Annotated in this window: 28 protein-coding genes; 12 read left to right on the top strand and 16 right to left on the bottom strand. The window is 67.1% G+C overall.

From position 1 onward, the window contains the following. Positions 1 to 75: 75 nt before the first annotated feature. From ACWJI7_RS13065 to ACWJI7_RS13030, 8 genes are all read right to left on the bottom strand, one after another. The gene (locus ACWJI7_RS13065) at positions 76 to 993 is read right to left on the bottom strand and encodes a transglutaminase family protein (protein WP_479938505.1); all 918 of its coding nucleotides are present in this window, start codon (positions 991 to 993) and stop codon (positions 76 to 78) included. Then, complete coding sequence (locus ACWJI7_RS13060; RefSeq protein WP_479938503.1) at positions 978 to 2,045, bottom strand: alpha-E domain-containing protein; 1,068 nt, start codon at positions 2,043 to 2,045, stop codon at positions 978 to 980. Before ACWJI7_RS13060 ends, ACWJI7_RS13065 begins: the two co-directional genes overlap by 16 nt. Next, positions 2,039 to 3,478 carry a circularly permuted type 2 ATP-grasp protein gene (locus ACWJI7_RS13055; protein WP_479938502.1) on the bottom strand — a complete coding sequence of 480 codons (1,440 nt, stop codon included), beginning with the start codon at positions 3,476 to 3,478 and terminating at the stop codon, positions 2,039 to 2,041. The genes ACWJI7_RS13060 and ACWJI7_RS13055 overlap by 7 nt, the downstream gene beginning before the upstream one ends. 150 nt (positions 3,479 to 3,628) lie before the next feature. Further along, positions 3,629 to 5,353 (bottom strand): urease subunit alpha, encoded by a 1,725-nt coding sequence (gene ureC, locus ACWJI7_RS13050; protein WP_479938500.1) that lies wholly within the window; start codon positions 5,351 to 5,353, stop codon positions 3,629 to 3,631. Positions 5,354 to 5,402: 49 nt separating this feature from the next. After that, a complete protein-coding gene (locus ACWJI7_RS13045) occupies positions 5,403 to 5,720 on the bottom strand; it encodes an urease subunit beta (protein ID WP_479938498.1) in 318 nt (105 codons plus the stop codon). Then, positions 5,717 to 6,019, bottom strand: coding sequence for an urease subunit gamma (locus ACWJI7_RS13040; protein WP_479938497.1), 303 nt, complete (start codon positions 6,017 to 6,019; stop codon positions 5,717 to 5,719). Before ACWJI7_RS13040 ends, ACWJI7_RS13045 begins: the two co-directional genes overlap by 4 nt. Positions 6,020 to 6,229: 210 nt before the next feature. Next, positions 6,230 to 6,409, bottom strand: a complete 180-nt coding sequence (locus tag ACWJI7_RS13035; RefSeq protein WP_479938495.1) for a hypothetical protein — start codon at positions 6,407 to 6,409, stop codon at positions 6,230 to 6,232. Further along, on the bottom strand, positions 6,409 to 7,347 hold the full coding sequence (locus ACWJI7_RS13030; protein ID WP_479938493.1) for an urease accessory protein UreD: 939 nt from the start codon (positions 7,345 to 7,347) through the stop codon (positions 6,409 to 6,411). Before ACWJI7_RS13030 ends, ACWJI7_RS13035 begins: the two co-directional genes overlap by 1 nt. Positions 7,348 to 7,429: 82 nt before the next feature. Between ACWJI7_RS13030 and ureE the strand changes: the two genes are divergently transcribed. From ureE to urtE, 8 genes are all read left to right on the top strand, one after another. After that, positions 7,430 to 7,873, top strand: coding sequence for an urease accessory protein UreE (gene ureE / locus ACWJI7_RS13025; RefSeq protein ID WP_479938491.1), 444 nt, complete (start codon positions 7,430 to 7,432; stop codon positions 7,871 to 7,873). Positions 7,874 to 7,890: 17 nt separating this feature from the next. Beyond that, positions 7,891 to 8,583, top strand: a complete 693-nt coding sequence (locus tag ACWJI7_RS13020; protein WP_479938489.1) for an urease accessory protein UreF — start codon at positions 7,891 to 7,893, stop codon at positions 8,581 to 8,583. A 91-nt stretch (positions 8,584 to 8,674) separates the two neighbouring features. After that, the gene (ureG, locus tag ACWJI7_RS13015; protein WP_479938487.1) at positions 8,675 to 9,331 is read left to right on the top strand and encodes an urease accessory protein UreG; all 657 of its coding nucleotides are present in this window, start codon (positions 8,675 to 8,677) and stop codon (positions 9,329 to 9,331) included. 244 nt (positions 9,332 to 9,575) lie between these two features. After that, positions 9,576 to 10,874: an urea ABC transporter substrate-binding protein gene (gene urtA / locus ACWJI7_RS13010; RefSeq protein ID WP_479938485.1), complete on the top strand. Its 1,299-nt coding sequence runs from the start codon at positions 9,576 to 9,578 to the stop codon at positions 10,872 to 10,874. Positions 10,875 to 10,984: 110 nt separating this feature from the next. Beyond that, entirely contained in the window at positions 10,985 to 12,142 is a 1,158-nt protein-coding gene (locus ACWJI7_RS13005; RefSeq protein ID WP_479938483.1) for an ABC transporter permease subunit, read from the top strand. A gap of 60 nt (positions 12,143 to 12,202) precedes the next feature. Continuing rightward, a complete protein-coding gene (gene urtC, locus ACWJI7_RS13000) occupies positions 12,203 to 13,318 on the top strand; it encodes an urea ABC transporter permease subunit UrtC (protein WP_479938481.1) in 1,116 nt (371 codons plus the stop codon). A 63-nt stretch (positions 13,319 to 13,381) separates the two neighbouring features. Continuing rightward, positions 13,382 to 14,128, top strand: coding sequence for an urea ABC transporter ATP-binding protein UrtD (gene urtD / locus ACWJI7_RS12995; RefSeq protein WP_479938480.1), 747 nt, complete (start codon positions 13,382 to 13,384; stop codon positions 14,126 to 14,128). Between the two features lie 67 nt (positions 14,129 to 14,195). Further along, positions 14,196 to 14,912: an urea ABC transporter ATP-binding subunit UrtE gene (urtE, locus tag ACWJI7_RS12990; protein ID WP_479938478.1), complete on the top strand. Its 717-nt coding sequence runs from the start codon at positions 14,196 to 14,198 to the stop codon at positions 14,910 to 14,912. A gap of 26 nt (positions 14,913 to 14,938) precedes the next feature. Here the strand turns inward: urtE and ACWJI7_RS12985 are convergent, their stop codons facing one another. From ACWJI7_RS12985 to ACWJI7_RS12950, 8 genes are all read right to left on the bottom strand, one after another. Beyond that, the gene (locus tag ACWJI7_RS12985; protein ID WP_479938476.1) at positions 14,939 to 15,217 is read right to left on the bottom strand and encodes an FmdB family zinc ribbon protein; all 279 of its coding nucleotides are present in this window, start codon (positions 15,215 to 15,217) and stop codon (positions 14,939 to 14,941) included. Positions 15,218 to 15,295: 78 nt separating this feature from the next. Further along, a complete protein-coding gene (fmdA, locus tag ACWJI7_RS12980; RefSeq protein ID WP_479938474.1) occupies positions 15,296 to 16,501 on the bottom strand; it encodes a formamidase in 1,206 nt (401 codons plus the stop codon). A gap of 124 nt (positions 16,502 to 16,625) precedes the next feature. After that, positions 16,626 to 17,153, bottom strand: a complete 528-nt coding sequence (locus ACWJI7_RS12975) for a hypothetical protein (RefSeq protein ID WP_479938473.1) — start codon at positions 17,151 to 17,153, stop codon at positions 16,626 to 16,628. Between the two features lie 59 nt (positions 17,154 to 17,212). Next, positions 17,213 to 18,103, bottom strand: a complete 891-nt coding sequence (locus ACWJI7_RS12970; RefSeq protein WP_479938471.1) for an aminotransferase class IV — start codon at positions 18,101 to 18,103, stop codon at positions 17,213 to 17,215. Further along, entirely contained in the window at positions 18,104 to 19,459 is a 1,356-nt protein-coding gene (locus ACWJI7_RS12965; RefSeq protein WP_479938469.1) for an anthranilate synthase component I family protein, read from the bottom strand. After that, on the bottom strand, positions 19,456 to 20,166 hold the full coding sequence (queC, locus tag ACWJI7_RS12960; protein ID WP_479938467.1) for a 7-cyano-7-deazaguanine synthase QueC: 711 nt from the start codon (positions 20,164 to 20,166) through the stop codon (positions 19,456 to 19,458). Before queC ends, ACWJI7_RS12965 begins: the two co-directional genes overlap by 4 nt. Before the next feature lie 42 nt (positions 20,167 to 20,208). Next, positions 20,209 to 22,299, bottom strand: coding sequence for a serine/threonine protein kinase (locus ACWJI7_RS12955; RefSeq protein WP_479938465.1), 2,091 nt, complete (start codon positions 22,297 to 22,299; stop codon positions 20,209 to 20,211). Continuing rightward, entirely contained in the window at positions 22,299 to 23,345 is a 1,047-nt protein-coding gene (locus tag ACWJI7_RS12950; RefSeq protein ID WP_479938463.1) for a cysteine synthase A, read from the bottom strand. Before ACWJI7_RS12950 ends, ACWJI7_RS12955 begins: the two co-directional genes overlap by 1 nt. A 101-nt stretch (positions 23,346 to 23,446) precedes the next feature. Here ACWJI7_RS12950 and egtB point away from each other — a divergent pair, with 101 nt between their 5' ends. The 4 genes from egtB to ACWJI7_RS12930 are packed head-to-tail and all read left to right on the top strand — an operon-like array spanning position 23,447 to position 26,538. Further along, positions 23,447 to 24,721 (top strand): ergothioneine biosynthesis protein EgtB, encoded by a 1,275-nt coding sequence (gene egtB, locus ACWJI7_RS12945; protein ID WP_479938461.1) that lies wholly within the window; start codon positions 23,447 to 23,449, stop codon positions 24,719 to 24,721. Beyond that, positions 24,718 to 25,764 carry an L-histidine N(alpha)-methyltransferase gene (gene egtD, locus ACWJI7_RS12940; RefSeq protein WP_479938459.1) on the top strand — a complete coding sequence of 349 codons (1,047 nt, stop codon included), beginning with the start codon at positions 24,718 to 24,720 and terminating at the stop codon, positions 25,762 to 25,764. The genes egtB and egtD overlap by 4 nt, the downstream gene beginning before the upstream one ends. After that, entirely contained in the window at positions 25,761 to 25,985 is a 225-nt protein-coding gene (locus ACWJI7_RS12935) for a hercynine metabolism small protein (RefSeq protein ID WP_479938457.1), read from the top strand. Before egtD ends, ACWJI7_RS12935 begins: the two co-directional genes overlap by 4 nt. Positions 25,986 to 26,004: 19 nt before the next feature. After that, the gene (locus tag ACWJI7_RS12930) at positions 26,005 to 26,538 is read left to right on the top strand and encodes a hercynine metabolism protein (RefSeq protein WP_479938455.1); all 534 of its coding nucleotides are present in this window, start codon (positions 26,005 to 26,007) and stop codon (positions 26,536 to 26,538) included.

Below are 26,538 nucleotides of genomic sequence, written 5' to 3'. Positions count from 1 at the left end.
GGTGGCGACGCGGATTGGGACCTTCATGGTGCGGGAGAGACCCCGGCCGCTGATCGAATGGTTACCGATTCAAGGTCATGCTCGGCCTCCGGACAGCGACGGTCCGAAATGGAGCAGGTCCGGCACGGCATGGGCGGCATCCAGCAGATCCGCGCCGATCGACCAGCTGAAGTCACTGATCACCCCCGGCGGACCGCTGAAGCTGCCGCTAACCGCGGCAGTGAGTGTTGCTTTCGAGGAGGTGGCCAGGGGGATGTAGCGATCGTCGATCGCCCCCATGCCGCTGGGGTCGAAGCCCCGCCAGCCGGCCCCGGGGAGGTAGACCTCCGCCCAGGCGTGCAGGTCGTAGCGCTCGGGTCTGGGCTCCACCAGGTGATACCCGCTCACGAACCGGGCCGGCAGGCCGACGCAGCGGCAGGCCTCGATCATCAGCACCGCCAGATCCCGGCAGGACCCCACCCGCTCCTTGAGGGTGCGACCGGCCGGCCAGGCCGGTCCCACGTGCCGCTGGGTGTACTTGACCCGGTCCTGGATCATCTCCACCAGCTGCTGCAGGAACATCAGGGCCCGCTGATCGCTGCCCATCAGGGCTTCCTGGGCCAGTTCCACGGCGGCCGGCTCGTGCTGTCCGTTCGGCAGCCAGCCCTCCAGGCTGCCCATCAGGTCCCCGTTGAGGTGACCCACCGGATAGGGCAGCGCCGGCTCGTTCTCCTCCAGACAGACCTGGAGCAAGGGCGGCAGCTGGGTCTCGACCTCGCTCACCGCCCGGATGTCGAAGCTCTCGGTGCTGCCGTCGAAGCGGGCCCGCAGGATGTCATCGCCGCTGGCGGCCACCAGGGGGTGCAGACGGTGGGGATCGGGCGTGATCGAGAGATCGAAGCTCAGCAACCGCTGGAATCCCTGGGCCCTGGGCTTGAGGCAGAGGCGGTGGGGCCCGAGCAGAACCGGAGCGCTGTAGCGGTAGGAAAGGGTATGGGTTATGCGGGCGCGCATGCCGGTGGGGAGGGAAGGGTGCCCGCGGGCAGCACGGTGGTGGCCGAGGCCCCCGCAGCGTCCGGTGAGGCGGGTGGGGTGGAAGCGGAGGTCGACGTGATGGACGGGGGTGCGGCCACGACGAAGTAGTGGGTGTCGATCAGTTCGTGCAGCTGGTTCAGATCACTCTGGAACCGATCGATCGCCTCATGGAGCCCCTGGGCGATCAATTCATCGATCCGCACGTAGCTCCAGGTGGCGAGCATCCGGCCGCAGAGGCATTCGAGGTCGTCCGGGGGGCCGGGCACCGGATTGGCCCGGATGATCCGCAGGGCCTTGCTGAGACCCTCCAGGCAATAGCGCACGGAGCGGGGAAAGATCGGATCGAGCAGCAGGAAGGAAGCGACCGCCTTCGGCGCGATCGCCTGCTGCTGGGACTGACGGAACATCTGGTAGGCCCCAGCCGAGCGCAGCAGGGAAATCCACTGCAGCTCGTCGAGCACGCCGCCCACTTCCTCGGGGCTCGGCAGCAGCAGGTAGTACTTGACGTCGAGGATGCGGCTGGTCTTGTCGGCCCGCTCCACCAGGCGGCCCAGCTTGCTGAACTGCCAGGACAGGTCGCGGCTCAAGGTGGCGTCGGTGATGCCGTAGAAGAGCTGGCAGGCCTTGCGGACCTCGTGGAGCTGTTCCTGGCCGGGTTGCTGCCAGAACTGGTCGCTCTCGAGCAGGGTGAGGTGGAGGTCGTTGATCTGCTCCCACATCTCGGTGGTGATCACCTCGCGGATCTGGCGCGCGTTCTCCCGGGCCGTGGCGATGCAATTGACGATGCTGCTGGGGTTGTCCGGCTCCTTGACCAGGAAGCGCACCACCTCGGCGGGGCCGCCTCCGGGATAGAGCTTGTCGAAGAGTTCCCGATCTCCGCTGGCGTCGATCAACGGCAGCCAGGGCTCGGCGCTGCCGGGCGGACAGTCGAGCGCCATCGCCTCGCTGACCTCCAGAAATCGGGAGATGTTCTCGGCCCGCTCCACATAGCGGTTGATCCAGTAGAGCGAATCGGCGACGCGGCTCAGCATGTGGTCTCGTCCACGATCCAGGTGTCCTTGCAGCCTCCCCCCTGGGAGGAGTTCACCACCAGCGAACCGCGCCGGAGCGCCACACGGGTGAGACCCCCGGGGCTGACCCAGGCCTGGCGCCCCCGCAGCACGTAGGGACGGAGGTCCACATGGCACGGATACAGCTCACCCTCGCTGAGGGAGGGCACGGTGGAGAGTTCCAGGGTGGGCTGGGCGATGAAGTTGCGCGGATCGGCCTGGATCTTGCCGGCGAAGGAGAGGATCTCCTCCTGGCTGGCGTGGGGGCCGATCAGCATGCCGTACCCACCCGCCTCGGCCACCGACTTGACCACCAGATCCTTGAGATGGGCCAGCACATAGGCCTGATCCTCCGGCCTGGAGCAGATGTAGGTGGGCACGTTCTCGATGATCGGCTCCTCGCCCAGGTAGTACCGGATCATGTCCGGCACGTAGGCGTAGATCAGTTTGTCGTCGGCAACCCCGGTGCCGGGGGCGTTGGCGATCGCCACCCTCCCGGCCCGGTAGGCCTCCATCAGCCCATGGACCCCGAGCATCGAATCGGGGCGGAAGACGGCGGGATCCAGGAAATCGTCGTCGATGCGGCGATAGATCACATCGACGGACTCCAGGCCACCGGTGCTGCGCATCCACACCCGGTTGCCCTCACAGACCAGGTCGCGGCCCTCCACCAGCTGAATGCCCATCTGCTGGGCCAGGTAGCTGTGCTCGAAGTAGGCGCTGTTGAACACCCCGGGGCTGAGCAACACCACGGTGGGGGTGTCGGTCCAGGGGGCCAGCTCCATCAGGGTCTGGAGCAGGTGGGAGGGGTAGTCGTCGATCGGCTGCACCGTGCGGCCGGCGAACAGGGTGGGGAACATCCGCTTCATGACGCGGCGGTTCTCCAGGAAGTAGGCCACCCCCGAGGGGCAGCGCAGGTTGTCCTCCAGCACACGCCAGGTGCCCTGGCCATCGCGAACCAGATCGAGGCCGGAGATATGGCACCAACGACCCAGGGGGGGCTGGAACCCCTGCATCTGGGGGCGCCAACCCTGGGAGCTCTCCACATCGGCCCGCGGCACCACCCCGTCGGCGAGGATCTTCTGATCGCCGTAGACGTCGCCCAGGAAGCTGTCGATCGCCTCGAGACGCTGGATGAGGCCCAGCTGGAGCCGTTGCCACTCCCCGGAGCGGATCAGCCTGGGCAGGGGATCAAAGGGAAGGATGCGCTCCACCCCCTCCTCACCGGATCCATTGAGCCGGAAGGTGGCGCCGAGCCGCTTGAGCAGCATGCCGGCCGCGGCATGGTTGCGGTTGATCTCCTCAATGCCGAGCTGGCCCAGGGAGGACAGCAGGGGGCTCAGGGCCGAACGGGGTTCGGAAGCGGCCGTGAAGTACTCGTCGTAGGCCTTGCTGGGTCTGTAATCGGTGAACATCGACACACGATCGGCCTGCTTTGATCATGCTGATCGAGGTTGACAACTTTGGTGGTCGTCGCTACCAAAGTCTTCCCAAGCGCCCCGTTCTCTGGCCAGTGTGCACCGGAGCGGGTACACCCCAGCCGCTCCCCTGAGGCGCCCGCGGCGTCAGAGCAGGAAGTAGCGCTGGGCCATCGGCAGCACCTCGGCGGGCTCGCAGGTGAGCAGCTCACCATCGGCGAACACCTCATAGGTCTGGGGATCCACCTCCACCGCCGGCAGAGCGCTGTTGTTGCGCATCTCGGCCTTGCCGATGCCCCGGGTGGCAACCACCGGCACGCAGGGCCGCTTCAGCCCCAGCTGGCGGGGCAGGTCGGCATCGAGGGCGGCCTGGGACACGAAGGTGAGGCAGGACGGGGCCAGGGCCGCCCCGTAGGCGGCGAACATCGGCCGGCCGTGCACGGGCCCGGGGGTGGGGATCGAGGCGTTGGCATCGCCCATCTGGGCCCACACGATCGAGCCCCCCTTGATCACCAGCTCCGGTTTGACGCCGAAGAAGCCCGGTTTCCACAGCACCAGATCCGCCAGCTTGCCCACCTCCACCGAGCCGATCTGGGAATCGAGGCCATGGGCGATGGCCGGGTTGATCGTCACCTTGGCGATGTAGCGCTTGAGGCGGGCGTTGTCGTGGCGGCCTCCCCCGGCCCCGGCCGCGTCCTCCGGCAGGGCGCCGCGCTGCACCTTCATCTTGTGGGCGGTCTGGAAGGTGCGGGTGATCACCTCCCCCACCCGGCCCATGGCCTGGGAATCGCTGGCGATGATCGAGAAGGCGCCCAGGTCGTGCAGGATGTCCTCGGCGGCGATCGTCTCGCGGCGGATGCGCGATTCGGCGAAGGCCACATCTTCGGGGATGGCCGGATCGAGGTGGTGGCACACCATCAGCATGTCGAGGTGCTCCTCGAGCGTGTTGCGGGTGTAGGGGCGGGTGGGGTTGGTGCTGCTGGGCAGCACGTTGGCTTCACCGCAGATCTTGATGATGTCGGGGGCGTGACCGCCGCCGGCCCCCTCGGTGTGGAAGGTGTGGATGGTGCGGCCGCCGATGGCGCGGATCGTGTCCTCCACGAAACCCGCCTCGTTGAGGGTGTCGGAGTGGATGCAGACCTGCACGTCGTACTTGTCGGCCACGGTGAGGCAGCAGTCGATCGCCGCCGGGGTGGTGCCCCAGTCTTCGTGGAGCTTGAGGCCGCAGGCGCCGGCGCGGATCTGCTCCTCGAGCGCCTCGGGGGTGCTGGCGTTGCCCTTGCCGTAGAAGCCCAGGTTCACCGGCAGGCCCTCGGCGGCCTGGAGCATGCGGGCCAGGTGGAAGGCGCCGGGGGTGCAGGTGGTGGCGTTGGTGCCGGTGGCCGGGCCGGTGCCGCCGCCCAGCAGGGTGGTGACGCCGCTGGCGATGGCGGTCTCGATCTGCTGGGGGCAGATGAAGTGGATGTGGGTGTCGATGGCGCCGGCGGTGAGGATGTGGCCCTCGCCGGCGATCGCCTCGGTGCCGGGGCCCACCACGATCGTCACCCCATCGGTGATGTCGGGGTTACCGGCCTTGCCGATGGCGCAGATGCGGCCGTCCCGCAGCCCCACGTCGGCCTTGACGATCCCCCACCAGTCGAGGATCAGGGCGTTGGTGATCACCGTATCCACCGCCCCCTCCCCCCGGGGCGCCTGGGCCTGGCCCATGCCGTCGCGGATCACCTTGCCGCCGCCGAACTTCACCTCCTCGCCGTAGCTGGTGAAGTCCTTCTCCACCTCCAGGATCAGCTCGGTGTCGGCCAGCCGCAGCCGGTCACCGGTGGTGGGGCCATAGGTTTCGGCGTAGGCCCGCCGATCCATCCGATAGGGCATGGGAGTGGAGTTGAGGAGAGGACGGAGCGGGAGAGTGGGCTGGGACCCCTCAGTCGAGAGGGCCGTTCACCAGGCCGTTGAACCCGAAGATCCGGCGGGCGCCAGCCACCGGCACCAGGTGGACCTCCCGGGCATCACCAGGCTCGAAACGGATGGCGGTGCCGGAGGGAATGTCGAGGCGCTGGCCCCGGGCCGCCTCCCGGTCGAACTCCAGGGCGCTGTTGGCCTCATGGAAATGGAAGTGGGATCCCACCTGCACCGGCCGGTCACCGCGGTTGGCCACGTTGATGCGGGTGACGGGGCGACCAGCGTTGAGCGTGTGACTGCCGGGCTCGACGATCAGTTCGCCGGGGATCAGGGGGGTCATCGGATCGGATCGTGGAGGGTGACGAGCTTGGTGCCATCGGGGAAGGTGGCTTCCATCTGCACCTCGGGGATGAGCTCGGGCACCCCTTCCATCACCTGGTCGCGGCGCAGCCAGGTGGTGCCCTCGCCCATCAGCTCAGCCACGGATTTCCCGTCACGCGCTCCCTCCAGCACCTGAAAACTGAGCCAGGCGACCGCTTCGGGATGGTTGAGCCGCAGGCCCCGGTTGAGGCGCCGCTCCGCCAGCAGGGCGGCGGTGACGATCAGGAGCTTGTCCTTCTCCTGGGGCGTGAGATGCATGGGAAGGGGCAGGCCGCTGCCACTGTGGCAGTGGCCTGGCGTGGCCCCAGGTTCAGGAGGAACTTTCGGCTCCGGTTCGGCCGGCTGCCCCAGGACCGGCAGGCCCGGAGTTCCCACGGCGGCGACGGCGCCGATGGGTCCGTGGGTTGATGCGCTGGCAGGAGCCCGGGATCTGGCCCCACCAGCGGCCGGGATGTGGGCAGGCCGGCCTCAAATCCCCATCCGGCCGATCTGCCGACCCTGGCGGATCGGCGGAAGGCCGGCAGGAGTGCGCCGATCGTCGACCGCCGTCCGGGGCTCAGCGAGGTTGGCGAGGCGATCACGGCGCTCCAGCAGCGCCAGGTCCAGGGGAAGGGACCCACCCCAGGGCGGACGGCCTCGGCACGCCATCAGGCGGGTCCGGCGGTCCCGTCCGAGCTGTCGGAGATGCCGAGCCAGGGATCTTCCTGGAACGGCCACAGCCGGGGCAGAACAGGACTCGCCAGGCCCCGCTCGGCCCGGATCCGGGCCCAGATCCGGGTGAACCAGAAGCGGGCTGCCTGGCTGGAAGGGCCCCGGTAGCGGGCCACCAGGCCCTGCTCGAGGCGGCCGCAGGCCATCTCGCCCACCAGATCGGTCCGGGCGGCGCGGCAGTCATCCAGCAACGGCCCGCTCACCGGCTCCGGGGAGGCCCAGACCAGGCTGCCGAACACCGGGTGCCCGGCGAGTCCATGGCTGCTCTCCAGGCTGTCCCCACCGAGTTCAAGCCGGTCCGCCAGGATCCAGCGCCCCTCGCGGCGAATCTCCAGGCGCGAGCGCCAGCGACCGGCCCCCAGCGTTTCCCCGGCGGCGCTCCGGCCCAGCCGCACCACATCGGCCCCCAGCCAGCTGGCCCCCCGGGCCAGCTCCACCCGGCAGGACTGCTCGAGCAGCCCCCCGGCGAACACCACCACCTCCTGGGGAAGCCATTCCAGATCGGCCCCCTCCTGCAGGGAGGCCTGCAGGTCCTGGCGGACCCAGCGGCCCTCGGGGGTCAGGCGGGAGCGGCCGATCGTGCCGTAGACCTTCTGGGCCGCCACGCTGGTCACCAGCCCGCTGCTGCCGGCGGCGAGGCTGAGCCGCACCTGCAGTTCGTCGCCCCCGACCAGGCCCCCGGCGGTATGGAGCAGCGGCAGGGCACAGCGGCCATCCCCCTGGGCGAAGGTGCGCTGCAGCTTCAGGGGTGCGGTGCAGGCACCCTGATGGATCGTGGTCCCCCCCGGGCCATCGGGGCAGAGGAACGCAATCCGGGCATGACCCCGCCAGGGCGGCAGGGCGTGGGGTGTGGCGGGGGCAACCAGACTGGTCATCGTGGGATGCTCGGCCTGGCCCGCCTCCGATCCGGTAACGACGGCGACATGTGCCTGGACCAGGGGTCTGGAGGCTGGCGCCATGATCGTGCTCGTCCGTCGACTGGGACAATGCGCCAGCGCCGGCGGGGCACTGGCGCTGGCGCTGAGCGCTGACGAGCGCACCGGTCTGCGGGGCCATCGCCGGACAGCCCAGGGACTGGACCTGCTGCTTCAGCTCCCCCGCGGAGCCGCCCTGGAGCCGGGGGAGCTGCTGGCCAGCACCGACGGCTCCACCCTCGTGGTGGTCGAGGCGGCCGAGGAGGCCCTGCTGGTGGTGCGTGGGGGCGATCCCCGCTCCTTGCTCCAGGCGGCTTATCACCTCGGCAATCGCCATGTGGCGATGGAACTGCGGGCCGAGGAACTGCGGCTGCTGCAGGATCCGGTGCTGGAGGATCTGCTGCGTCAGCGCGGCCTGGCCGTGGAGAGGGTCCGGGCACCCTTTCGGCCGGAGCCCGGCGCCTACAGCGCTGGCCATGGGCACTGAGCATGGTTCCTGAGTCGGTGGCCCGCCTGCATCTGCTCCAGCTGGTGAGTCCGGCCCTGCCGGTGGGAGCCTTCAGCTACTCGGAGGGGCTCGAGGTGCTGGTGCAGCAGGGCAGGATCCCCTCTCCGGAAGCGCTGGGACACTGGCTCGACGCCGAACTGAACCGGGGAGCCATCCGCCTCGAGGCCGCCGCCCTCGCCCCCCTGGGCGGCGCCCTGGGCCAGTGGGATGCCGGCGAGGGGACCGAGGCCGGGGCCAGGGCCGAGGCTGAGGTGCGCGAACTGAACGGCTGGCTGCTGGCTCTGCGGGAAGCGCCGGAGCTGCGCGCCCAGCAGCGACAGATGGGGCGATCCCTGCTGCAGGTGCTGGCGGACCTGGGCTGGCCCCTGCCGGGAGGCGCCGGAACCGCCGACCTGGCCTGGCCGGCGGCCTGGGCCTGGGCGGGGCAGTGCCTGGGGCTGCCACTGACGGAGCTCCTGGAGGCCTACCTCTACGCCTGGGTGGCCGGACAGATCAGCGCCGCGGTGCGACTGATGCCACTGGGGCCCACCCAGGGCCAGCGCCTCCAGCTCGCCCTGGCGCCGTTGCTGGCCGAACGGGCCGCCCACCTGTCGACCAGCGATCCCCGCAGGCTCTGGAGCGGAGGCGTCGGGGCCGGCCTGGCCCAGCTGGAGCACGTCGCCCTCTACTCGCGCCTGTTCCGGAGTTGACGACCGGGTCAACAGGCCCCCCAACCGGGGGGATTCGTCGTCCGCAGGGGAGACAAAGCCGACAGAGTGGGGCCTTGCCGCCGCTGGGTTCGTGAGCAGACTGCGTGTGGGTGTGGCCGGACCCGTCGGATCCGGCAAGACAGCCCTGGTGGAAGCCCTCTGCCGGACACTGCGGGACCGCCTGCAGCTGGCCGTGGTTACCAATGACATCTACACCCAGGAAGATGCCCAGTTCCTGACCCGAGCCGGGGCCCTGGAGCCGGAGCGCATCCGCGGCGTCGAGACCGGAGGCTGCCCCCACACCGCCATCCGCGAAGACTGCTCGATCAACCGGGCGGCGGTGGAGGAATTGGAAGAGCAGTTCCCCGCCCTGGATCTGGTGCTGGTGGAGAGCGGAGGCGACAACCTGGCCGCCAGCTTCAGCCCGGAGCTGGTGGATCTCTGCATCTATGTGATCGATGTGGCCGCCGGCGACAAGATTCCTCGCAAGGGGGGGCCTGGCATCACCCGCTCGGATCTGCTGGTGATCAACAAAATCGACCTGGCCCCGATGGTGGGTGCCGACCTGGGCGTGATGGAACGCGACACGCTGCGGATGCGGGCCGGCCGGCCCTGGTGCTTCACCAACCTCCGCGATGGTCAGGGACTGGACGCCGTCCTGGCCTTCCTGTTCGCACAGCTTCCGCAGGCTGAAGGGGCCAGCACAGCGGCCACCGATGCCGGGGCGACGTGCGAAACGATGTCCTGAGTCCATTGCCGGCGACGGCACTCGTGGGTAGATCTACTCAGTGGTGGGCACGGGACCGGCGAAGTCGACCGATGGCTCGGTGGCGAAAAAGACAGAAGAAATCTTGCACACGACAGCGAATCAACACCGGTCAGCAACCTCATCAGGTTCGGTGCGATCCGATACACAGTGAAGATGTGACAGTCCGTAAGTTCAGCGGTGCCGTGAGCATTGCGGCAACATCACTTACCTTGAAAAAGGCCCAATGGTTCTGCAACTCTCGAAACGGCTGCTCGCCGGTTTTGCCGTTACTGCTGTCAGCCTCACCGTGGCGTCCTGCGGAGGCGGAGGGGGGGACGCCGCGGGCGACTTTGACGGTGAAGTCAAAGTTGGCATTCTTCACTCCCTGAGTGGAACTATGGCCATTTCCGAAACGACCTTAAAGGAAGTCGAGGAGATGGCGATCAAGGAGATCAACGAAGCAGGTGGCATTGAGGTGGATGGAAAGTCATATAAAATCGTGGCGATCACGGAAGATGGCGCTTCGGACTGGCCCACATTCGCCGAAAAGTCCCAAAAGCTGATTGATTCTGACAATGTTGCCGTCGTGTTCGGCGGCTGGACGTCAGCCAGCCGCAAAGCCATGCTGCCGGTGTATGAAGCAAAGAACCACATGCTCTTCTACCCGATTCAGTACGAAGGGCAGGAGTGCTCCCGCAATATCTTCTACACCGGAGCGGTTCCCAACCAGCAGGCCGAGCCGGCTGTCGACTGGCTGATGAAGACCTACGGAGACAAGTTCGGCAAGAAAGTCTATCTCGTTGGCTCTGATTACGTCTACCCACGTACTGCCAACACCATCATCAAGGAGCAGATGAAGGCCCTAGGCGGTGAAACCGTCGGCGAGGACTATATCCCCCTTGGTAACACGGAAGTCGCTCCGATCATTGCCAAAATCAAGGAGGTGTATCCCGAAGGCGGCATCATCATCAACACCTTGAATGGCGATTCCAACGTTGCCCTGTTCAAACAGTTCAAGGCCGCTGGCATTGATCCGGAGAAGTATCCGATCATGTCCTTCTCGATCGCCGAAGAGGAAATTCGCCAGATCGGCCCTGAGTACACAACCGGCACCTATGCCACTTGGAACTTCTTCATGAGCCTGGACACCCCAGCCTCGAAGAAGTTCACCAAGGACTTCCAGGACATGTACGGAGCTGATCGGGTCACCGGTGACCCGGCCGAATCCGCCTACAACATGGTTTACCTCTGGAAGAACGCGGTCGAGAAGGCTGGCACCTTCGAGGATCTCGATGCCGTTCGTAAGGCCATGATCGGGATCACCTTCGCCGCGCCCCAGGGCGAAATCCAGATGTACCCGAACCATCACACCTCCGAGCGGGTGCTGATCGGTGAGGCCGAACCGACCGGGCAATTCAAGATCCTCGAAGATAGTGGTAAGGCCATTCCGCCCCTTCCCTGGAACCAGTTCGTGCCCGAAACCAAGGGTTACACCTGTGATTGGACCCAGGATCGCCCGGACGCCGGCAAGTTCAGGATGTGATGCCGGTGGGATGGCTCCCCCCAGAGCCATCCTTCCCATCTCTGGCCAGTCTCCACCCACTCAGGCCCGGACACTCTCGGGCCTGAGTTTCTCGTTCAGTCACTCTTCCGTTGGAACTCTTTTTTTCTCAGATCCTTGACGGTCTCAGCATCGGCTCGGTGCTGTTGCTGGCTGCAACCGGTCTGGCCATCGTCTTCGGCTTAATGGGTGTCATCAATCTCGCCCATGGCGAATTGATGATGCTCGGGGCCTATGTCACCTTCGTCGTCCAGGGATTATTTCGTCCCCTGGGCGGTGTTCTCTTTGAGTTGTATTATCCAGTCGCCCTGGTTTTCGCCTTCATCGTGACCGCCCTGGTCGGGGTGTTGCTGGAAAGAACCCTGATCCGACAACTATACGGCCGCCCCCTGGAAACGTTGCTGGCCACATGGGGGGTCAGCCTGATTCTCATCCAGTTGATCAGAAGTATCTCCACGGCGATGTTGTTGGGCATTCTGCTCACCGTTGCCCTGGGTATCTTCGGCAATCGGCTGTTGGTTGCCAAGCTGAGTGGCAAGCCTTTTCTCCCCTATATCTGTGGACTGCTCTGGTCTGTGGCCGGTGTGATCGGCCTGGTGAGCGTGAATGCCTTATCCGCGATCCGCCCGCTGGCCAGTGCCTGGTTCGGACCACGCAACATTGACGTGACCGCACCAAAATGGTTGCAGGGGAGCTGGGGGAGCATCGCAGGGATAGGGTTACCCGGCATTCGCATCTTCATTATCCTGTTATCCGCCGTCTTGCTGATGGCGGTGGTGTGGTTCTTAACCAAAAGTTCCTGGGGTCTGCGCATCCGTGCGGTCACCCAGAACCGCCAGATGAGCAATTGCCTCGGGATCCCCACCGACACCGTCGACAGCATCACCTTCGGCCTTGGTTCCGGCCTGGCCGGGGTTGCCGGCTGCGCGATCACCCTATTGGGTTCGGTAGGTCCGAACCTTGGCGCCGCCTACATCGTCTCCTGCTTCATGGTCATCGTGCTGGGTGGCGTCGGCAACCTGCTCGGCACCGTGCTGGCCTCCTTGATTCTCGGCATCATCCAGTCGGTGGTGGGTTCCGGGTCCTTGCTGATCGTGTTCCCCAACCTGCCTCCCGTGGCGAAAGGAGCGGTGGAATTTTTCGCCACAACAAGCATGTCCCTCGTGCTGGTCTTCATCTTCATCATCGTCTTCCTGCAATTCCGACCCAATGGGATGTTCCCCCAGAAAGGCAGGTCCGTCGATGCCTGATCAGCCCGCCCAGCCTCGCTCCAACCCGCCATCCCCCTTCAAGATCGAGACCCCTCAGCCGTGAAACTCTTTCAGCGACTTGTTCCCTGGATCATGTTGGCCATCGCCCTGTTCATTCTGCCGGCGGTGCTCAGCGACTTCCGACTGAACCTGTTCGGCCGCTACTTTTCCCTGGCCATCACGGCGCTCGCGATTGACCTGATCTGGGGGTACACCGGCTTGCTCAGCCTGGGCCAAGGGATCTTCTTCGCGTTGGGTGGCTATGCCGTAGCCATGTACCTGATGCTAAACACGGAAAGTGAAGCCAGCAGCAACGGGATTCCGAAGTTCTTCGAAAATTATGGGGTGGATCAACTCCCATTTTTCTGGCAGCCCTTCTGGTCTCCGGCCTTCACCCTGATCGCCCTTTGGTTGATTCCGGCGATTGTGGCCGGCCTGGTGGGTTATCTCATCTTCAGGAATCGCATCAAGGGAGTGTATTTCTCCATCATCACCCAAGCGGCCCTGATGGTGTTTTTTCACTTTTTCAATGGCCAGCAGAAGCTGATCAACGGCACGAACGGTCTGAAAACCAGCACGACCGAACTGCTGGGCATGCTGGTTGGTTCCAGTGAATCACAACTCTGGCTCTACCGGCTCACCGTCATCCTGCTTCCCGTTACCTTTCTGATCTGTCGCTATTTCACCTCTGGTCGATTCGGTGATGCCTTGATCGCCATTCGGGACGACGAACAGCGGCTCCGTTTCACGGGTTTCAACCCCGTTCCTTTCAAGACCATCGTCTTTCTGGTGGCGGGAGCTCTCTGTGGAGTATCCGGGGCCCTCTATACGGTGCAGACAGGCATCGTCTCTCCCCAGTTCATGACCATTTCCTTCTCGATCGAGATGGTGATCTGGGTGGCCGTTGGAGGACGGGGCACCTTGGTGGGTCCGATTATCGGTGCGATTCTGGTGAACTACCTGAGGAGCCTTGTGAGCGAAGCACTCCCTGAACTTTGGCTGTTTGTTCAGGGAGCCCTGTTCATCTTCGTGGTGGTGCTGATGCCCGATGGCATCTATGGCTGGTTCACAGGGGGTGGGCTTCGCACCATGCTTGCCGCCTTTGGCCTGGCACCCAAATCGCGAACCTACCCTCAACTGGATGAGGAGGTGGCCGCCCTTGAAGAAGTGTCCTGATCTCGCCCCCATCCATCATCCACCATTCCTTCCGCAACCGACTTCATCAGAAGCCCAGAGCCGATGACCGCACCACTGCTTGAACTCAAGGATGTCAGCGTGAGCTTTGATGGCTTCTACGCCCTGACCGATCTGACCTTGACCCTGAAAAAAGGTGAATTGAAATCGATCATTGGGCCCAATGGAGCCGGTAAGACAACTTTCCTGGATGTCATCACCGGCAAGGTCAAGCCCACCAAGGGAACCGTGACGTTCAAAGGACGCTCCCTGGTGGGACTGTCCGAGCAGCGGATCTCCAGAGATGGAATCGGCCGAAAATTTCAGACGCCTCGCGTCTTTGACAACCTCAGCGTCATGCGCAATCTCGAGCTGGCTGTCTCGCCCCAGAAGAATGCCTTCAACCTGATGCTGGAGAAGCTTCCCGCCTCCTCCAAGGATGAAGTCCAACGGCTGATGGATTATGTGGGACTCTCCCCTTTTGCCAAGACCTCGGCGGGCTCCCTCTCCCACGGCCAGAAACAGTGGCTTGCCATTGCCATGGTGGTGGCCCAGGCCCCGGAAGTGCTGCTGCTGGATGAGCCCGTGGCCGGCCTCACGGACGAGGAAACGGTTCGGACAGCCGAATTAATTAAATCGTTGGCAGGAGATCACACCGTCGTAGTGATCGAGCATGATATGGAATTCATCCGCGATTTGAATGCACCGGTCACGGTGCTTCATCAAGGTCAACTGCTGACCGAAGGAAGTCTTGAGACCGTGAAGAAAGATCCACGCGTTATTGAAGTCTACCTCGGCCAATCAGAAGATTAAGCTCAATTTTTCCACAGCCCAGGCCACAGCCCAGGCTATTCAGCTCGAACGATCCTCCAACCTGACCATGAGCGCTCAACCGATTCTTCATGTTTCCGACCTTAATGTTTATTACGGCGAAAGCCATATCCTTCGAGACGTTGATCTCTCCGTACCCGAAGGGGAGATGGTCTGCCTGATCGGTCGGAATGGAGTTGGTAAGACGACCTTTCTCAAAACCATCATTGGCCTGCTTCAACAGCGGTCAGGGTCAGTGCAGTACGGCGACAAACAACTCACCGTCGAGCCGCCCTACCGCCGTGCTCGGAGCGGAATCGGCTATGTCTCCCAAGGTCGAGACATCATTCCGCAGGTCACCGTGCGGGAAAACCTGATGCTCGGCATGGAAGCCCTGCCAGGAGGAATCGGCAAGAATCGCCACATCGACCCGCTCGTCTTTGATTTGTTTCCGATTCTTGAGCAGTTTCTCAATCGCAAAGGCGGAGATCTCAGTGGTGGCCAGCAGCAACAGTTGGCTATTGCGCGTGCCCTGTTGGGGAAACCAAAGTTATTGCTGCTTGATGAACCAACAGAGGGGATCCAACCGTCCATCATTCTGGACATTGAACATGCCGTCCAACGAATTATGAAAGAGACGGGTATTAGTGTGCTCCTGGTGGAGCAGCATCTTCACTTCGTACGCCAGTCCAATTACTACTACGCAATGCAGCGGGGCGGTATCGTCTCCAGCGGACCTACCGAGAACCTCTCGGATGCGATCGTTGAGGAATTTCTCACTGTCTGACCCTCCGCAACCAGCGGGTACGGCAATCAACAGCCCCTGTTCAACATCCAGGGGCGGCTGCTGCCGCCATCACGCAAGCGCGGACCGGTGGACGGTGAACCTGGCTGCTCCTTCCGGATCAGGCGAGGCTCCGAGACCTCCCGCTTCAGCCGCAACGGTCCGGTGACCGTCATAGGTGGGTTGAAGACCCGAGAGCCGTGGCCACCGCAAAGTGGACAATCCGTTTCGCTCTGACGCTGATCCATGGGGCGCCAGATATCGTAATTCTCACAGCCATTCGTGCAGCTGTACTCGTAAACGGGCATGGGACTGGTTCAACAATGAAAATGGGACTGAGTGTTCAGCCCCAACAACTGGCGATGCCAGTGTGACGGGGGCCAGCTTCAACAAGGAAGGATGTCCTGGTCAAAGATCGCAGTGGGAATGGCCAGGGTGCAGCAGGCATTCGGGATATCCACAATCCCACTGATCCTCCCTTCCACAGGCGCACAGCTGAGCAGGAGGTAGGCCTGCTCACCACTGTAACCGAACTTCTTGAGGTACTCAATCGCGTTGAGGCAGGCCCTGCGGTAGGCAATATGCACATCCATGTAGTACTGTTTTCCTTCAAACTCGTCGACGGAGATGCCTTCAAAGACGAGATAATCGGTGAAATGAGGCTCAACCGGACTTGTTTTGAACATGGGATTGACCATCCCATATTTCTCCACACCTCCCTTGATGATCTCAACATGTAGATCGAGATAGCCGGACATTTCGATCGCCCCGCAGAAGGAGATCTCACCATCACCCTGTGAAAAGTGAATGTCCCCCATGGACAACTTGGCACCTTCCACGTATACGGGGAAATAGATCTTGGTGCCCTTGGTGAGATTCTTGATGTCGCAGTTGCCGCCATGCTCCCGGGGGGGGACGGTGCGGGCCGCTTCATTGGCGATGCGCTCGAAATCAGCTGCCCCCACGGTGCCGAGGATGGCGCTGTTCGGATTCGGCAGGGCGGCCAGCACCGGTTCGCTGCCGGAGAGTCCGGCCCCGTAGGTGCGCCGATCCGGAGCCGTGTTCACGAGTTCGGTTTCGCGCCGATTCCATTCCCGCAGCAATTCGTGGGAGGGGGCACAACCAATCAGCCCTGGATGGGTGATGCCAGCGAAACGGACACCGGGGATGTGGCGGGAACTGGTGTAGATGCCCTCAAGGTCCCAGATGGCCTTGGCGGCCTTGGGGAAATGATCGGTGAGAAACCCACCGCCGTTCTCTTTGGCAAAGATTCCAGTGAAGCCCCACTCATCACCCTGGAGCGCTCCCACGTCCAGAATATCGACCACGAGGATGTCACCAGGCTGGGCTCCGTTCACCCAGATGGGACCACTCAGGACATGGACCACCTCAAGATTGACGTCAGCGATGTCCTGCGGGTCATCGTTATCCTTGATCTGGCCGTCCGTCCAGTCTTTGCATTCGATCCGGAACACCTCCCCAGGGTTGACCGAGACGACGGCGGGAATATCAGGATGCCAGCGGTTGTGGCCGGGCATGTCCTGTTGATCCATCGACTTGGTGAGATCAACCTTGAAGAGAGTTTTGGGCATGGACGCAAGACCCGTGAGCGGATTTCATGGTCATCCAAGGCGAGAGACCCCAGCCTGTAAGTCTCATCGGATACCGGATTCGTCGAGTCCCCGCTGGGGGGAGTTCCGCCAGCGGCCGGCCTGATCAGACCCTCGGGGCGGGGCGGGCGGTGCTGTCGTTGAAGTCGCCCCGGCGGCAGAGATTGTCTTTGAGACGGGCCATCCAGGGCTGGGGCTTCAGCTCACCTTTGGACTCGATCCGGCCATCAAAATGATAAAGAATCTGCCATCGTTGCTGGGCTGACAACGGCTCCGCCTCCGAGACGGCAGCGATCGGATAGCCAAACAGATTGTCGTAGGGGGGCCAGCCAGGGCTGTCCTCCAGGCTGCAGACGGCATTGAGGGCATAGAGGGTTCCCTCGCCCATCTGCCCCCGACCGCTGACCCGGACGGCACCCTTGTAGAGCCCATTGGAGACGCCGGGCTGGAAAGTCTTGGCCAGCGCCACCCTCACCCCGTCCACCTCCACCAGGGGGTCCCCCAGGGCGGCGTCCTGAACCGCCACTTCGCGGCGGCCCCCGCAGGCCGACAGGGCCAGGAGGGAACCCAGCAGCACACCCGACAGCCGCCACCAGCCCCAGCGCCGTTCCGGCCCATCCCACCTGCCGTCCACGTGTCCACCTCCTCCCATGTGGAGTGACGTTATGCCAGGCATCGCCCAGGCGAGATCGATCAGGCGGGGTCCTGGAACAGTCCCCGCCAGAATCGCTCCGGATCCGGCCAGAGCGGCAGGGGGCGCCCCGCCAGGCTGCGGATCGGGCGGCAACCCAGGCTGTTCAACAGCAGGCCTTCCCCTTGCAGCGACTCCACCTCCAGCGGCCAGGGTGCCTCCAGCGCCACACCCAGGTCCAGGGCCCGCCCGCGCATCACCCCCGGCAGACAGCCGCTGGTCAGGGGCGGCGTCCACCAGTGGCCGTCGCGGCGCACCAGCAGGTTGGCCGTGGTGGCACAGCTGAGCCCCCCCGCCGTGCTGGGGAGCAGGGCGTCGTCGGAGGAGGCGGCGGCGGCCTGGCGGCGGGCCTGCACCGCCGATCCATAGGCGAAGGTCTTGCAGCGGCTGAGCAGGCTGGCGGCATCGCGCCGTTCGGTGGGACTGACGATCAGCCGAACGGGATCGAACTGGGGCCGGCAGGGGCTGTACTGCAGCCAGAGGCGAGCGCCCCCGGCCGGATCGGCTTTGCCCTCGCCCGGGGGGGGCGGATCGAGACCTCGGCCCCCTCCCCCCCGACTCCAGTTCAGCCGCAGGGCGCCGCCATCAAGACCACTGCGGGCGACGGCCTCCCCGGCCAGGGCTCTGATCCGATCCAGGGGGGGAGGTTTGGGCATCCCCAGGAGGGCGGCAGCGGCGGACCAGCGCTCGAGGTGCCGCTCCAGCAGCACCGGCCGCCCCCCCTCCACCAGCACGGTCTCGAACAGTCCGTCGGCCAGGGACAGGCCCCGGTCATCGAGGGGAAGGCAGAGCGTCGCTGGCGACCCCCAGCGCCCGCCGGCGGTGCCATCGATCCAGGCGATCGCGGCGGCAGCCGGGGGGATGGCGGGGGTGGGGGCCGGGGGGCGATCCATTCAGCTCAGGGCATCGAGCAAGGGCTGGAGCTTCCAGCCCAGTTCCTCGGCTTCACCGGCGGGATCGGAATCAGCAACGATGCCGCAGCCGGCGTGGACCCTGAGCCGGTGGCCCTCCAGCACCAGCGTGCGGATGAGGATGCTGCTGTCGAAGCCGCCGTCCTCGGTGAGCTGGAACAGGGAGCCGCAGTAGGGACCCCGCGCCACCGGCTCCAGCTCGCCGAGGCGCTGGCAGGCCCGCAGTTTGGGGGCCCCGCTGATCGAGCCCCCCGGCCAGCAGGCCCGCAGCAGATCGACCACGGTGCGACCGGGCCTCAGCTGGCCCTCCACCACCGAGGTGAGGTGATGGACCTGGGCATAGCTCTCCAGCCCGACCAGCTGGGGCACCTGGATCGAGCCCGGCAGGCAGACCCGACCGAGGTCGTTGCGCAACAGATCAACGATCATCACATTTTCCGCCCGGTCCTTGGCGCTGGTGATCAGCTCGGCCGCGGAGTCGGCGTCCGCGGCGGGATTGCCGTGGCGAGGACGGGTGCCCTTGATCGGCCGGGTCTGGAGGCGACCGGTCGGATCGAGCCGCAGGAAGCGCTCCGGTGAAGCCGAGAGCACCGCCTGCCCCCGCTCGCCGCCGCCGGCGACGGCCAGGCCGGCAAAGGGGGCCGGGCAGCGGGCCCGCAGGCGGCCGTACAGGGCCAGGGGATCGGGGCACTCGGCCAGGAGCGTCTCGCAGCAGGCGGTGAGATTGGCCTGGAAGAGGTCGCCGGAGGCGATCCGTGAGCGGATCCGCTCCACCTGGTCGGCGAAACAGTCCGGATCGGTGTGCCAGCGCCAGGCCGTGGCGGGAATCGACGCGCAACGGGGGGGGAGGCCGGCCCGGCTGACGGGCTGGGGGGCGCCCTGGGCGTGGGCGGCCGGACACGCCTCGATCGCGTCGGCCATCGCAGAGAGTCGGGGCTGGTCGCGGCCCTCCAGCCAGAGCCGGCGCTCACCAAGATCAAAGCGCAGCAGCGGGTCATAGCGGGCCGCCCAGAGGGTGGCCAGGCCGGGGCTGCGCCAGTGGGCCGCCGGCTCCACCCAGGCGCCCGCCTCGTACCCCAGCCAGCCCAGCCAGTCCCCCCCCCGGCGGCGGATCCGCTCGAGGGCCTCGAAGGGATCCGCCGCGCCGGCCTCGCCGGGCAGGCCATGGCAGGCCACCTGGTCGAGTGGCGCCACGGCCAGGGTGGCCAGGCGGCCCAGCCGACTGCCGTCCCCATCCAGCCAGATCAGCCCATCCTGTCCGGCCCAGTCCGCCAGATGCCCCACCAGGGTCCAGGGATCACGCCAGGCCAGCGGCCGTCGCTGCCGCTCCGGAGTCATCCCGCCGCCGGGCCCAGGGGCTGGGCGCGGGCCCAGGGGCTGGCCAGGTCGGGCCGGCCCGCCTCCTGCAGGGCGGCGTCGCGGATGCGACAGCTGTCGCAGCGACCGCAGGGTTCGGCCTCACCGGCGTAACAGCTCCAGGTGCGGGCCACCGGCAGCCCCAGCCGCAGGGCCTCCCGCACGATCGCAGTCTTGCTGGAGGCCAGCAGCGGCGCCCAGAGGAGGGGAGCGCGGCCCTCACGACCGGCTTTGCTGGCCAGGGCCGCCAGGCATTGCCAGGCCTCCAGATAATCGGGGCGGCAATCGGGATAGCCCGAGTAGTCCACCGCGTTGACCCCGAGCACCAGTCGCTCCGCCCCCTTCGCCTCGGCCAGGCTGAGGGCCAGGGCGATGAAGACCGTGTTGCGCCCCGGCACGTAGGTGCTGGGGATCACCCCCTCCACCACCCCATCGCCGGGCAGGCGGGCGGTGCGGTCGGTCAGGGCGGAGCCCCCCCAGGCGGCCAGGTCGACCGTCAGGGTGTGGTGCTCGATCAGGCCCAGGTGGTGGGCCAGGGCGGCGGCCGCCTCCAGTTCCCTGCGGTGACGCTGGCCGTAGTCGAGCGACAGGCCGATCACCGCGAAACCGGCCTCGAGGGCCAGGGCGGCGGCCGTGGCCGAATCCAGCCCGCCGGAGAGGAGGGCGATGGCGATGGGAGCGCCGGTCAACGACGGGACCAGGACGGAGGGGATTGCATTGTGGAGCCCCGTTCAGGTGGGCGGGGCCTGATCCGGAACCGGCGGCGGGGTGGGGGGAGCCGCCGGGGGCTGGGGAGAGGGCGGCGGCGTGACTTCGGAGGGTGCGGGGACCACTCGGGGCACCACGGGTCTGGAAGGAGGCGGATCGTCGGGGGTGTCCAGCGGCATCTCCGGCCGGGGAGGGGGCGGATCGGCCCGCAGCGAAAGGGTGATCAGGGCCGGGGCGACTCCGTCGTTGCTGATCAGAAGCTGCACCTGGGAGCCGGGCACTGCCCCGAGGCTGAGCACCCGCAAGGGCCCCTTCGGCTCCAGCAGCTTGCCGCTCGCGTCATAGACGCTCATCTGCATCAGGGGAGAGCCGTTCACGCCCAGCACCAGCTGGTGACCACTGGGTACCCGGATCGGAAAGAGGCGCGCCCCGTTGGCCTCCAGCTGGGCAGTGAGCACCCGCGCCTGCCCCGGTGCCGCCTGGATCGATTCGATGCGCAGGTTCTGGAGACTCTGTTCGGCGGCGGCGTACCAGAGCTGACGGAAGGGCTCGGCGGGAATGCTCTGGCTGGAGCGGCCCGGCAGCAGGTCCTGGGCATTGCCGGAGACCAGCTGACGCAGAACCGGGGGGCTCAGCCCCTGGTCGGCCAGCCGCCGTTCCTGGGCCTCCCAGTCGGAGGCGGTGTAGTTGCCGAGCTTGCGGCGGATCGCCATCGGCAGTTGCTCGACCCGGGCAAGCCATTCCTCGGCCAGCTCGTTCCAGATCTTGCGGAACGGGGCATCCTCGAGTGCGTCGGTGGGCAGCCGCTGGCCCCGCTCCGGGTACTGGGCCAGCAGATTGGCATCCACGAGCTGGAGGAACCAGCCACGATCGATCTGCAGGGCCCGCAGGCGATTGAGCAGCTGCTGGCGCTGATCCACCTCCGCCGGCGGCAGGCTGGGCGGCAGCTGGGTGGGGGTCTCGCTGGCGGTGTCCCGTCCGGGCGCCTGGCCCCGGCCGAGCAGCCACCAGCCCAGGCTGATGCCCACCACGGCCGAGAGCACCAGGGCCAGCATCACCGGCCAGAGGCGACCCTCCACCGCCTCCTCCTTTTGCTGCTGACGGGTGCGCTGGGGCGGGGAAGGCACCGGCGCCAGGGGGGGCGACGGCGCAGACACCGGCGCCGGAGGGGGGGGCGGCTGGGGAGGGGCGGCAGGCTCGGGAGCGGAGGCCCTGGGGGTCTCGGCCATCTCACCGGCCTGCGGCGGGGGCGCCGCCGCGGGGGGAACCAGCACCACGGTGCGATCGGACCGGGCGACGGGGCCGGTGCTCTCGGGCATCGGCAACTGCTGGAAGGCTGACAGGGCCTGGGCGGCGGAGGTGAAACGCCGATCAGGATCGGGGGTGAGCAGGCGGTCGAGGGCGGCCCGGAAGGGTGGATCCAGGCTGAGCCCCGCGGGCCAGCGCCAGGCCAGGGTCACCGGATCCAGCAGGGCGGCCGGTTCCTCACCGCTCAGCAGCACCAGCGCCACCACCCCCAGGGAATAGAGGTCCATCCAGGGCTGGGGCGGATCGCCGCGCCCCAGGCCTGGGGCGGCATAGCCCGGGGTGGCCCCCAGGGCGGACCCGTCCCCCGTGACCTCCCGGGTGAGGCCGAAATCGAGCAGCACCGGCAGGCCGTCGCGATCCCGGCGCAGCAGATTGGCCGGGGTCAGATCCCCGTGCACCAGATCCTGACCATGCAGCACGGCCAGCACCGGCAGGAGCTGGCGCAGCAGCAACAGCACCTCGCCAGCCCCGAACACCAGCTGACGCCCCCGCCGGGCCGTCAGCAGATCCTGGAAGCTGGGTCCCCCCTGCCATTCCCGCACCAGCCAGAGGGTCTCGCCCCCGGTGATGGCCTCACCGAATCGCGGGACCTGGGGATGGAGGACCCCCCGCAGCCGACTCCACAGGCTCCTCCAGCGGTCGGGGTCCTGGTCGGCCCCGATCCGCCGGAGCGCCATCGGGGCCTCCCCGGCCAGCTGGTCGCTGGCACGCCAGAGGCTGCCCTGGGTGCCACGGCTCACCTCCAGCTCGAGCCGGTAGCGCTCAGCGATCAGCTGACCCGGCGCCGCAAGAGGGTGCGCGTCCATCAGGAGGGCAGGGGGTCGCCACCGCCGCCGGGCTGGTGAAGGCCCCGGGAGACCAGCCAGTCGGCGTCATAGAGGCGGGAGCGATAGCGGTCGCCGCTGTCGCACAGCACGGTCACGATCGTGTGGCCGGGGCCGAGTCGGCGGGCCGTTTCCACCGCCGCCGCCACGTTGATCCCCACCGAGCCGCCCATGAACAGCCCCTCGTCCCACAGCAGCCGGTAGATCGTGTCGAGGGCGCTCTGGTCATCGATGCGCACCGCGTCGTCGATGGGCGCCCCCTCCAGGTTGGCGGTGACCCGGCTGTTGCCGATCCCTTCGGTGATCGAACGGCCCTCGGCCCTCAGCTCACCCCCGGTGGCCCAGCCGTAGAGGGCGCTGCCGTGGGGGTCGGCCAGAACGCATCGGACGGCTTCGGAGCGCTCCTTCAGGAACAGGGCCACACCGGCGTAGGTGCCGCCGGTGCCAGTGGCCGACACCCAGGCATCGATGCGGCCGCCGGTCTGCTCCCAGATCTCGGGGCCGGTGCTGGCGTAGTGGGCGCGGCGGTTGGCCAGGTTGTCGAACTGATTGGCCCAGATGGCGCCAGGGGTTTCCGCAGCGATGCGACCGGAGAGCTTCACGTAGTTGGCCGGGTCCCGGTAGGGCACCGCCGGCACCGTGCGCACCTCGGCCCCGAGGCTGCGCAGCAGACCGATCTTCTCGGCTGACTGGGTGTCGGGGATGACGATCAGGGCGGTGTAGCCGCGGGCATTGCAGAGATGGGTGAGGCCGATGCCGGTGTTGCCCGCCGTTCCCTCCACCACGGTGCCGCCGGGCTCGAGAGCCCCGGACTGCTCGGCCTCCAGCAGGATCCCGAGGGCGGCGCGGTCCTTGACGGAGCCCCCGGGATTCATGAATTCCGCCTTGCCCAGGATCTCGCAGCCGGTGAGGTCGCTGAGGGCTTTGAGGCGGATCAGCGGAGTGCCCCCGACGGCTCCGACGAATCCCTCGGTGATCCCGGCCCGGCCGATCCTGCCCTGGGTGATCCATGCCTGGCTGCTGCCCATGAAGCCGGCCTTGCGCGGTGGAAGGAGGTGCCGCCGATCGTAGGTGCGTCAGCCGCAGCCATCGCTCCCCCCTAGGCTCGCCCCAGCGATCCGCTCCGACCATGCCATCCGCAGCTCCGAGCGCGGCACTGCTGGAGCGGCTGGGGGCCACCCGTCTACGCAGCGAAGACCTGGTCGCCGGCCTCGAAGCGGAGGATCTCTGCCTGCAGGGCATGGCCGACGCCAGTCCGCCCAAATGGCACCTGGGCCACACCACCTGGTTCTTCGAAACCTTTGTGCTCCGGCCCCACCTCCCGGGCTACGAACCGGCCGACAGCCGCTGGGGCTACCTGTTCAACTCCTATTACGACGCCGTCGGCCAGCGCCATCCCCGACCCGAGCGGGGGCTGCTGAGCCGCCCTCCGATCCGCGAGGTGCTGGCCTGGCGGCACCGGGTGGACACCGCACTCGAGGCGCTGTTCGAACGGCTGAACCGGCCATCGGCTTCCCCGGCGGCACCGCTGCTGGACCTGATCGAACTGGGGCTGCAGCACGAGCAGCAGCATCAGGAGCTGCTGCTGATGGATCTGCTCGATGGCTTCAGCCGCAATCCGCTGGAGCCGTCCTGTCCCGTCGCCGCCGGCCATGCCGCCGGTGCGGCCGGAGCTCCGCCGCCGCTGCGCTGGCTGGAGGGGCCCGACGGCCTGGTGGAGATCGGTCACCCCGGTGCTCGGCCCGGCCCCCCCGGCGATCGTGACGGAGCCGCCGCCGGGGGCTTTCATTTCGACAACGAGGCCCCCCGCCATCGCCACTGGCTGGAGCCCTACGCGATCGCCAGCCGCCTGGTGCGCAACCACGAGTACGGCGCCTTTGTGGCCGATGGGGGCTACCGACGGCCCGAACTCTGGATGAGCGAGGGCTGGGCCCACTGCCAGCAGCAGGGCTGGCAGGCCCCGCGCTACTGGCGGGGGAGCGGAGCGGCCAGCGGCTGGGCCTGGGAGTTCAGCCTGGCGGGCCGCCGGCCGCTGCAGCCGGAGGCGCCGGTGCGTCACGTCAGCTGGTTCGAGGCTGACGCCTACGCCCGCTGGGCCGGGGCGCGGCTGCCGCTGGAGGCCGAATGGGAAGCGGCCGTGGTGGCCCCTGGATCCCAGCTCGACGAAGTGGACGGTGTCCTGTGGCAGTGGACCTCCAGTCCCTATCGCCCCTACCCCGGCTACCGGCCAGCCGCGGGCGCGGTGGGCGAGTACAACGGAAAATTCATGAGTTCCCAGATGGTGCTGCGGGGCGGCAGCCGACTGACCCCTCCGGGCCACAGCCGGGCCACCTATCGGAACTTCTTTCCGCCAGGGGCCCGCTGGATGGCCAGCGGGATCCGGCTCGCCGGCGATCGCCGATGACCCGCCGGACCACCGCCACCGCGCCCGTCACCGTGATGGATCTGCACCCCGCTCCGGCCGACATGGAGCGGCTGGTGATCGAGGGTCTCAGCCGCCGGCCCCGCCAGTTGCCGGCCTGGTTCCTCTACGACGCCGAGGGGTCACGTCTGTTCGATGCCATCTGCGAGCAGCCCGAGTACAGCCTGACGCGCACCGAGACCGCCCTGCTGCGGCAGGAGGCCCAGGCGATGGCGGCCGCCCTGGGACCCGGGGTTCTGATCGAATTCGGGGCCGGCAGCGCCCGCAAGGTCTCACCGTTGCTGGAGGCCCTTGCTCCCCCCGCCTACGTGGCGCTGGACATCAGCGCCGACCATCTGGAGCGGGCCTGCCGCGCCCTGCAGCACCGCCATCCGGCCGTGCCCGTGCTGGGCATCTGCTGTGACTACAGCCAGCTGGAGGAGCTCCCCCCCCATCCGCTGCTGCGGGACCAGCGGCGGCTGGGCTTCTATCCGGGGAGTTCCCTGGGCAATTTCGAGCCCGCCGAAGCGATCGCCCTGCTCCGTCAGTTCGTCCGGCTGCTGGGCGCGGACGGCCGGCTGCTGATCGGCATCGACCAGCCGCGGACAGCGGCACGGCTGGAGGCGGCCTACGACGATCGGGCTGGCCTCTCCTCAGCCTTCGCCCACAACCTGCTGGTGCGCCTCAACCGCGATCTGGCCGGCAGCTTCGCGCCCGGGTGCTTCCGCTACGAGGCCCGCTGGGAACCGGAGCGGAGCCGGATCGCCATGGCGCTGCGGAGCCGCATCGACCAGGAGGTGACCCTCGCCGGCCGCCGCTGGCGGTTCGCGGCCGGCGAAGCGCTGATCACCGAATACAGCTACAAGTACGGCCCCGCAGCCTTGGAGGCCCTGGCCGCGGCGGCGGGCTGGCGGGCCCGCTGTCGCTGGAGTGATCCCGCCGGGGAGTTCAGCCTGCATCTGCTCGAGCCGGCGGCCGCCACCGGGCCTGGCCCGGCACCCACTCCCGCAGGCAGACTTGCGGAGTGCACCGAGGCGGGTTCATGAGCAGGGAGGAACAGCGCCAGGCGATGCGCCAGGTCCGCGAGGGCCTGATCGCCCGGCTCGAGGGGCTCTACCGCGAGGCGTTCGACCAGATCAGCCGTGAGGATCTGGGCGAGGGGGCCGTCGCCCGGCTCACCCAGCTGCTGCTGCGCTCGCGGGAGGCGGCGATCACGCCCCTGGAGGAGGAGATCGAAGCTCCCCTGATCACCCGGGCTCCGGAGTGAACGCCAGCGTGGGACGGCGATGAGCGACCACTGGTTCGAGACCCTCGAGGCCCAGCTGGAGCAGCAGCTCGAGGCGTTTCTGGGCAGCCATCCCGAGCAGCAGGAGCTGCTGGAGCGGGAGGAGATGCTGGAGCGGGACCGGCGCCTGCGACGGCTCCTGTCCCAGCTTCAACAGCAGGCGGAGCAGCTGCGCCAGTCCCTGCTGGAGCTGGCCGGGGAGATCACCCAATGGCAGGAGCGGGTGCGACGGGCCAGGGCGGCCGGTGCCGCAGAGCTGGCCCGCCGGGCCGAGGGCCATCTGGGTCAGCTGATGGGCCATGGCCGCGATCGCTGGCAGGCCCTGAGCGAGCTGGGCGTGGAAGTGCACCGGGTCGAGCAGGAACTGGCCGCGCTGCAGCAGCGGCACAAGCGCTCCAGCGTCAGCGCCACCCCGCCGGCGGCGGAGCGCACCCCGGCCGGGACCGACGACCTGGAGGCAGCCTGGGACGCCTTCGAAACCCGGCAGGAGCTCGAGCAACTGCGCCGTCGCGGCCCCTCCGGCCCCGGGACCTGA

Source organism: Cryptocyanus atlanticus LEGE 06306, assembly GCF_056633155.1.
This window is presented reverse-complemented; position numbering and strand designations above follow the sequence as displayed.

Coding starts and splice junctions, on each gene's coding strand:
- ACWJI7_RS13065 (WP_479938505.1), bottom strand. CDS start 993: ATGCGCGCCCGCATAACCCATACCCTTTCCTACCGCTACAGCGCTCCG.
- ACWJI7_RS13060 (WP_479938503.1), bottom strand. CDS start 2,045: ATGCTGAGCCGCGTCGCCGATTCGCTCTACTGGATCAACCGCTATGTG.
- ACWJI7_RS13055 (WP_479938502.1), bottom strand. CDS start 3,478: ATGTTCACCGATTACAGACCCAGCAAGGCCTACGACGAGTACTTCACG.
- ureC (WP_479938500.1), bottom strand. CDS start 5,353: ATGCCCTATCGGATGGATCGGCGGGCCTACGCCGAAACCTATGGCCCC.
- ACWJI7_RS13045 (WP_479938498.1), bottom strand. CDS start 5,720: ATGACCCCCCTGATCCCCGGCGAACTGATCGTCGAGCCCGGCAGTCAC.
- ACWJI7_RS13040 (WP_479938497.1), bottom strand. CDS start 6,019: ATGCATCTCACGCCCCAGGAGAAGGACAAGCTCCTGATCGTCACCGCC.
- ACWJI7_RS13035 (WP_479938495.1), bottom strand. CDS start 6,409: ATGGCGTGCCGAGGCCGTCCGCCCTGGGGTGGGTCCCTTCCCCTGGAC.
- ACWJI7_RS13030 (WP_479938493.1), bottom strand. CDS start 7,347: ATGACCAGTCTGGTTGCCCCCGCCACACCCCACGCCCTGCCGCCCTGG.
- ureE (WP_479938491.1), top strand. CDS start 7,430: ATGATCGTGCTCGTCCGTCGACTGGGACAATGCGCCAGCGCCGGCGGG.
- urtA (WP_479938485.1), top strand. CDS start 9,576: ATGGTTCTGCAACTCTCGAAACGGCTGCTCGCCGGTTTTGCCGTTACT.
- urtD (WP_479938480.1), top strand. CDS start 13,382: ATGACCGCACCACTGCTTGAACTCAAGGATGTCAGCGTGAGCTTTGAT.
- urtE (WP_479938478.1), top strand. CDS start 14,196: ATGAGCGCTCAACCGATTCTTCATGTTTCCGACCTTAATGTTTATTAC.
- ACWJI7_RS12985 (WP_479938476.1), bottom strand. CDS start 15,217: ATGCCCGTTTACGAGTACAGCTGCACGAATGGCTGTGAGAATTACGAT.
- fmdA (WP_479938474.1), bottom strand. CDS start 16,501: ATGCCCAAAACTCTCTTCAAGGTTGATCTCACCAAGTCGATGGATCAA.
- ACWJI7_RS12970 (WP_479938471.1), bottom strand. CDS start 18,103: ATGGATCGCCCCCCGGCCCCCACCCCCGCCATCCCCCCGGCTGCCGCC.
- ACWJI7_RS12965 (WP_479938469.1), bottom strand. CDS start 19,459: ATGACTCCGGAGCGGCAGCGACGGCCGCTGGCCTGGCGTGATCCCTGG.
- ACWJI7_RS12955 (WP_479938465.1), bottom strand. CDS start 22,299: ATGGACGCGCACCCTCTTGCGGCGCCGGGTCAGCTGATCGCTGAGCGC.
- ACWJI7_RS12950 (WP_479938463.1), bottom strand. CDS start 23,345: ATGGGCAGCAGCCAGGCATGGATCACCCAGGGCAGGATCGGCCGGGCC.
- egtB (WP_479938461.1), top strand. CDS start 23,447: ATGCCATCCGCAGCTCCGAGCGCGGCACTGCTGGAGCGGCTGGGGGCC.
- egtD (WP_479938459.1), top strand. CDS start 24,718: ATGACCCGCCGGACCACCGCCACCGCGCCCGTCACCGTGATGGATCTG.
- ACWJI7_RS12935 (WP_479938457.1), top strand. CDS start 25,761: ATGAGCAGGGAGGAACAGCGCCAGGCGATGCGCCAGGTCCGCGAGGGC.
- ACWJI7_RS12930 (WP_479938455.1), top strand. CDS start 26,005: ATGAGCGACCACTGGTTCGAGACCCTCGAGGCCCAGCTGGAGCAGCAG.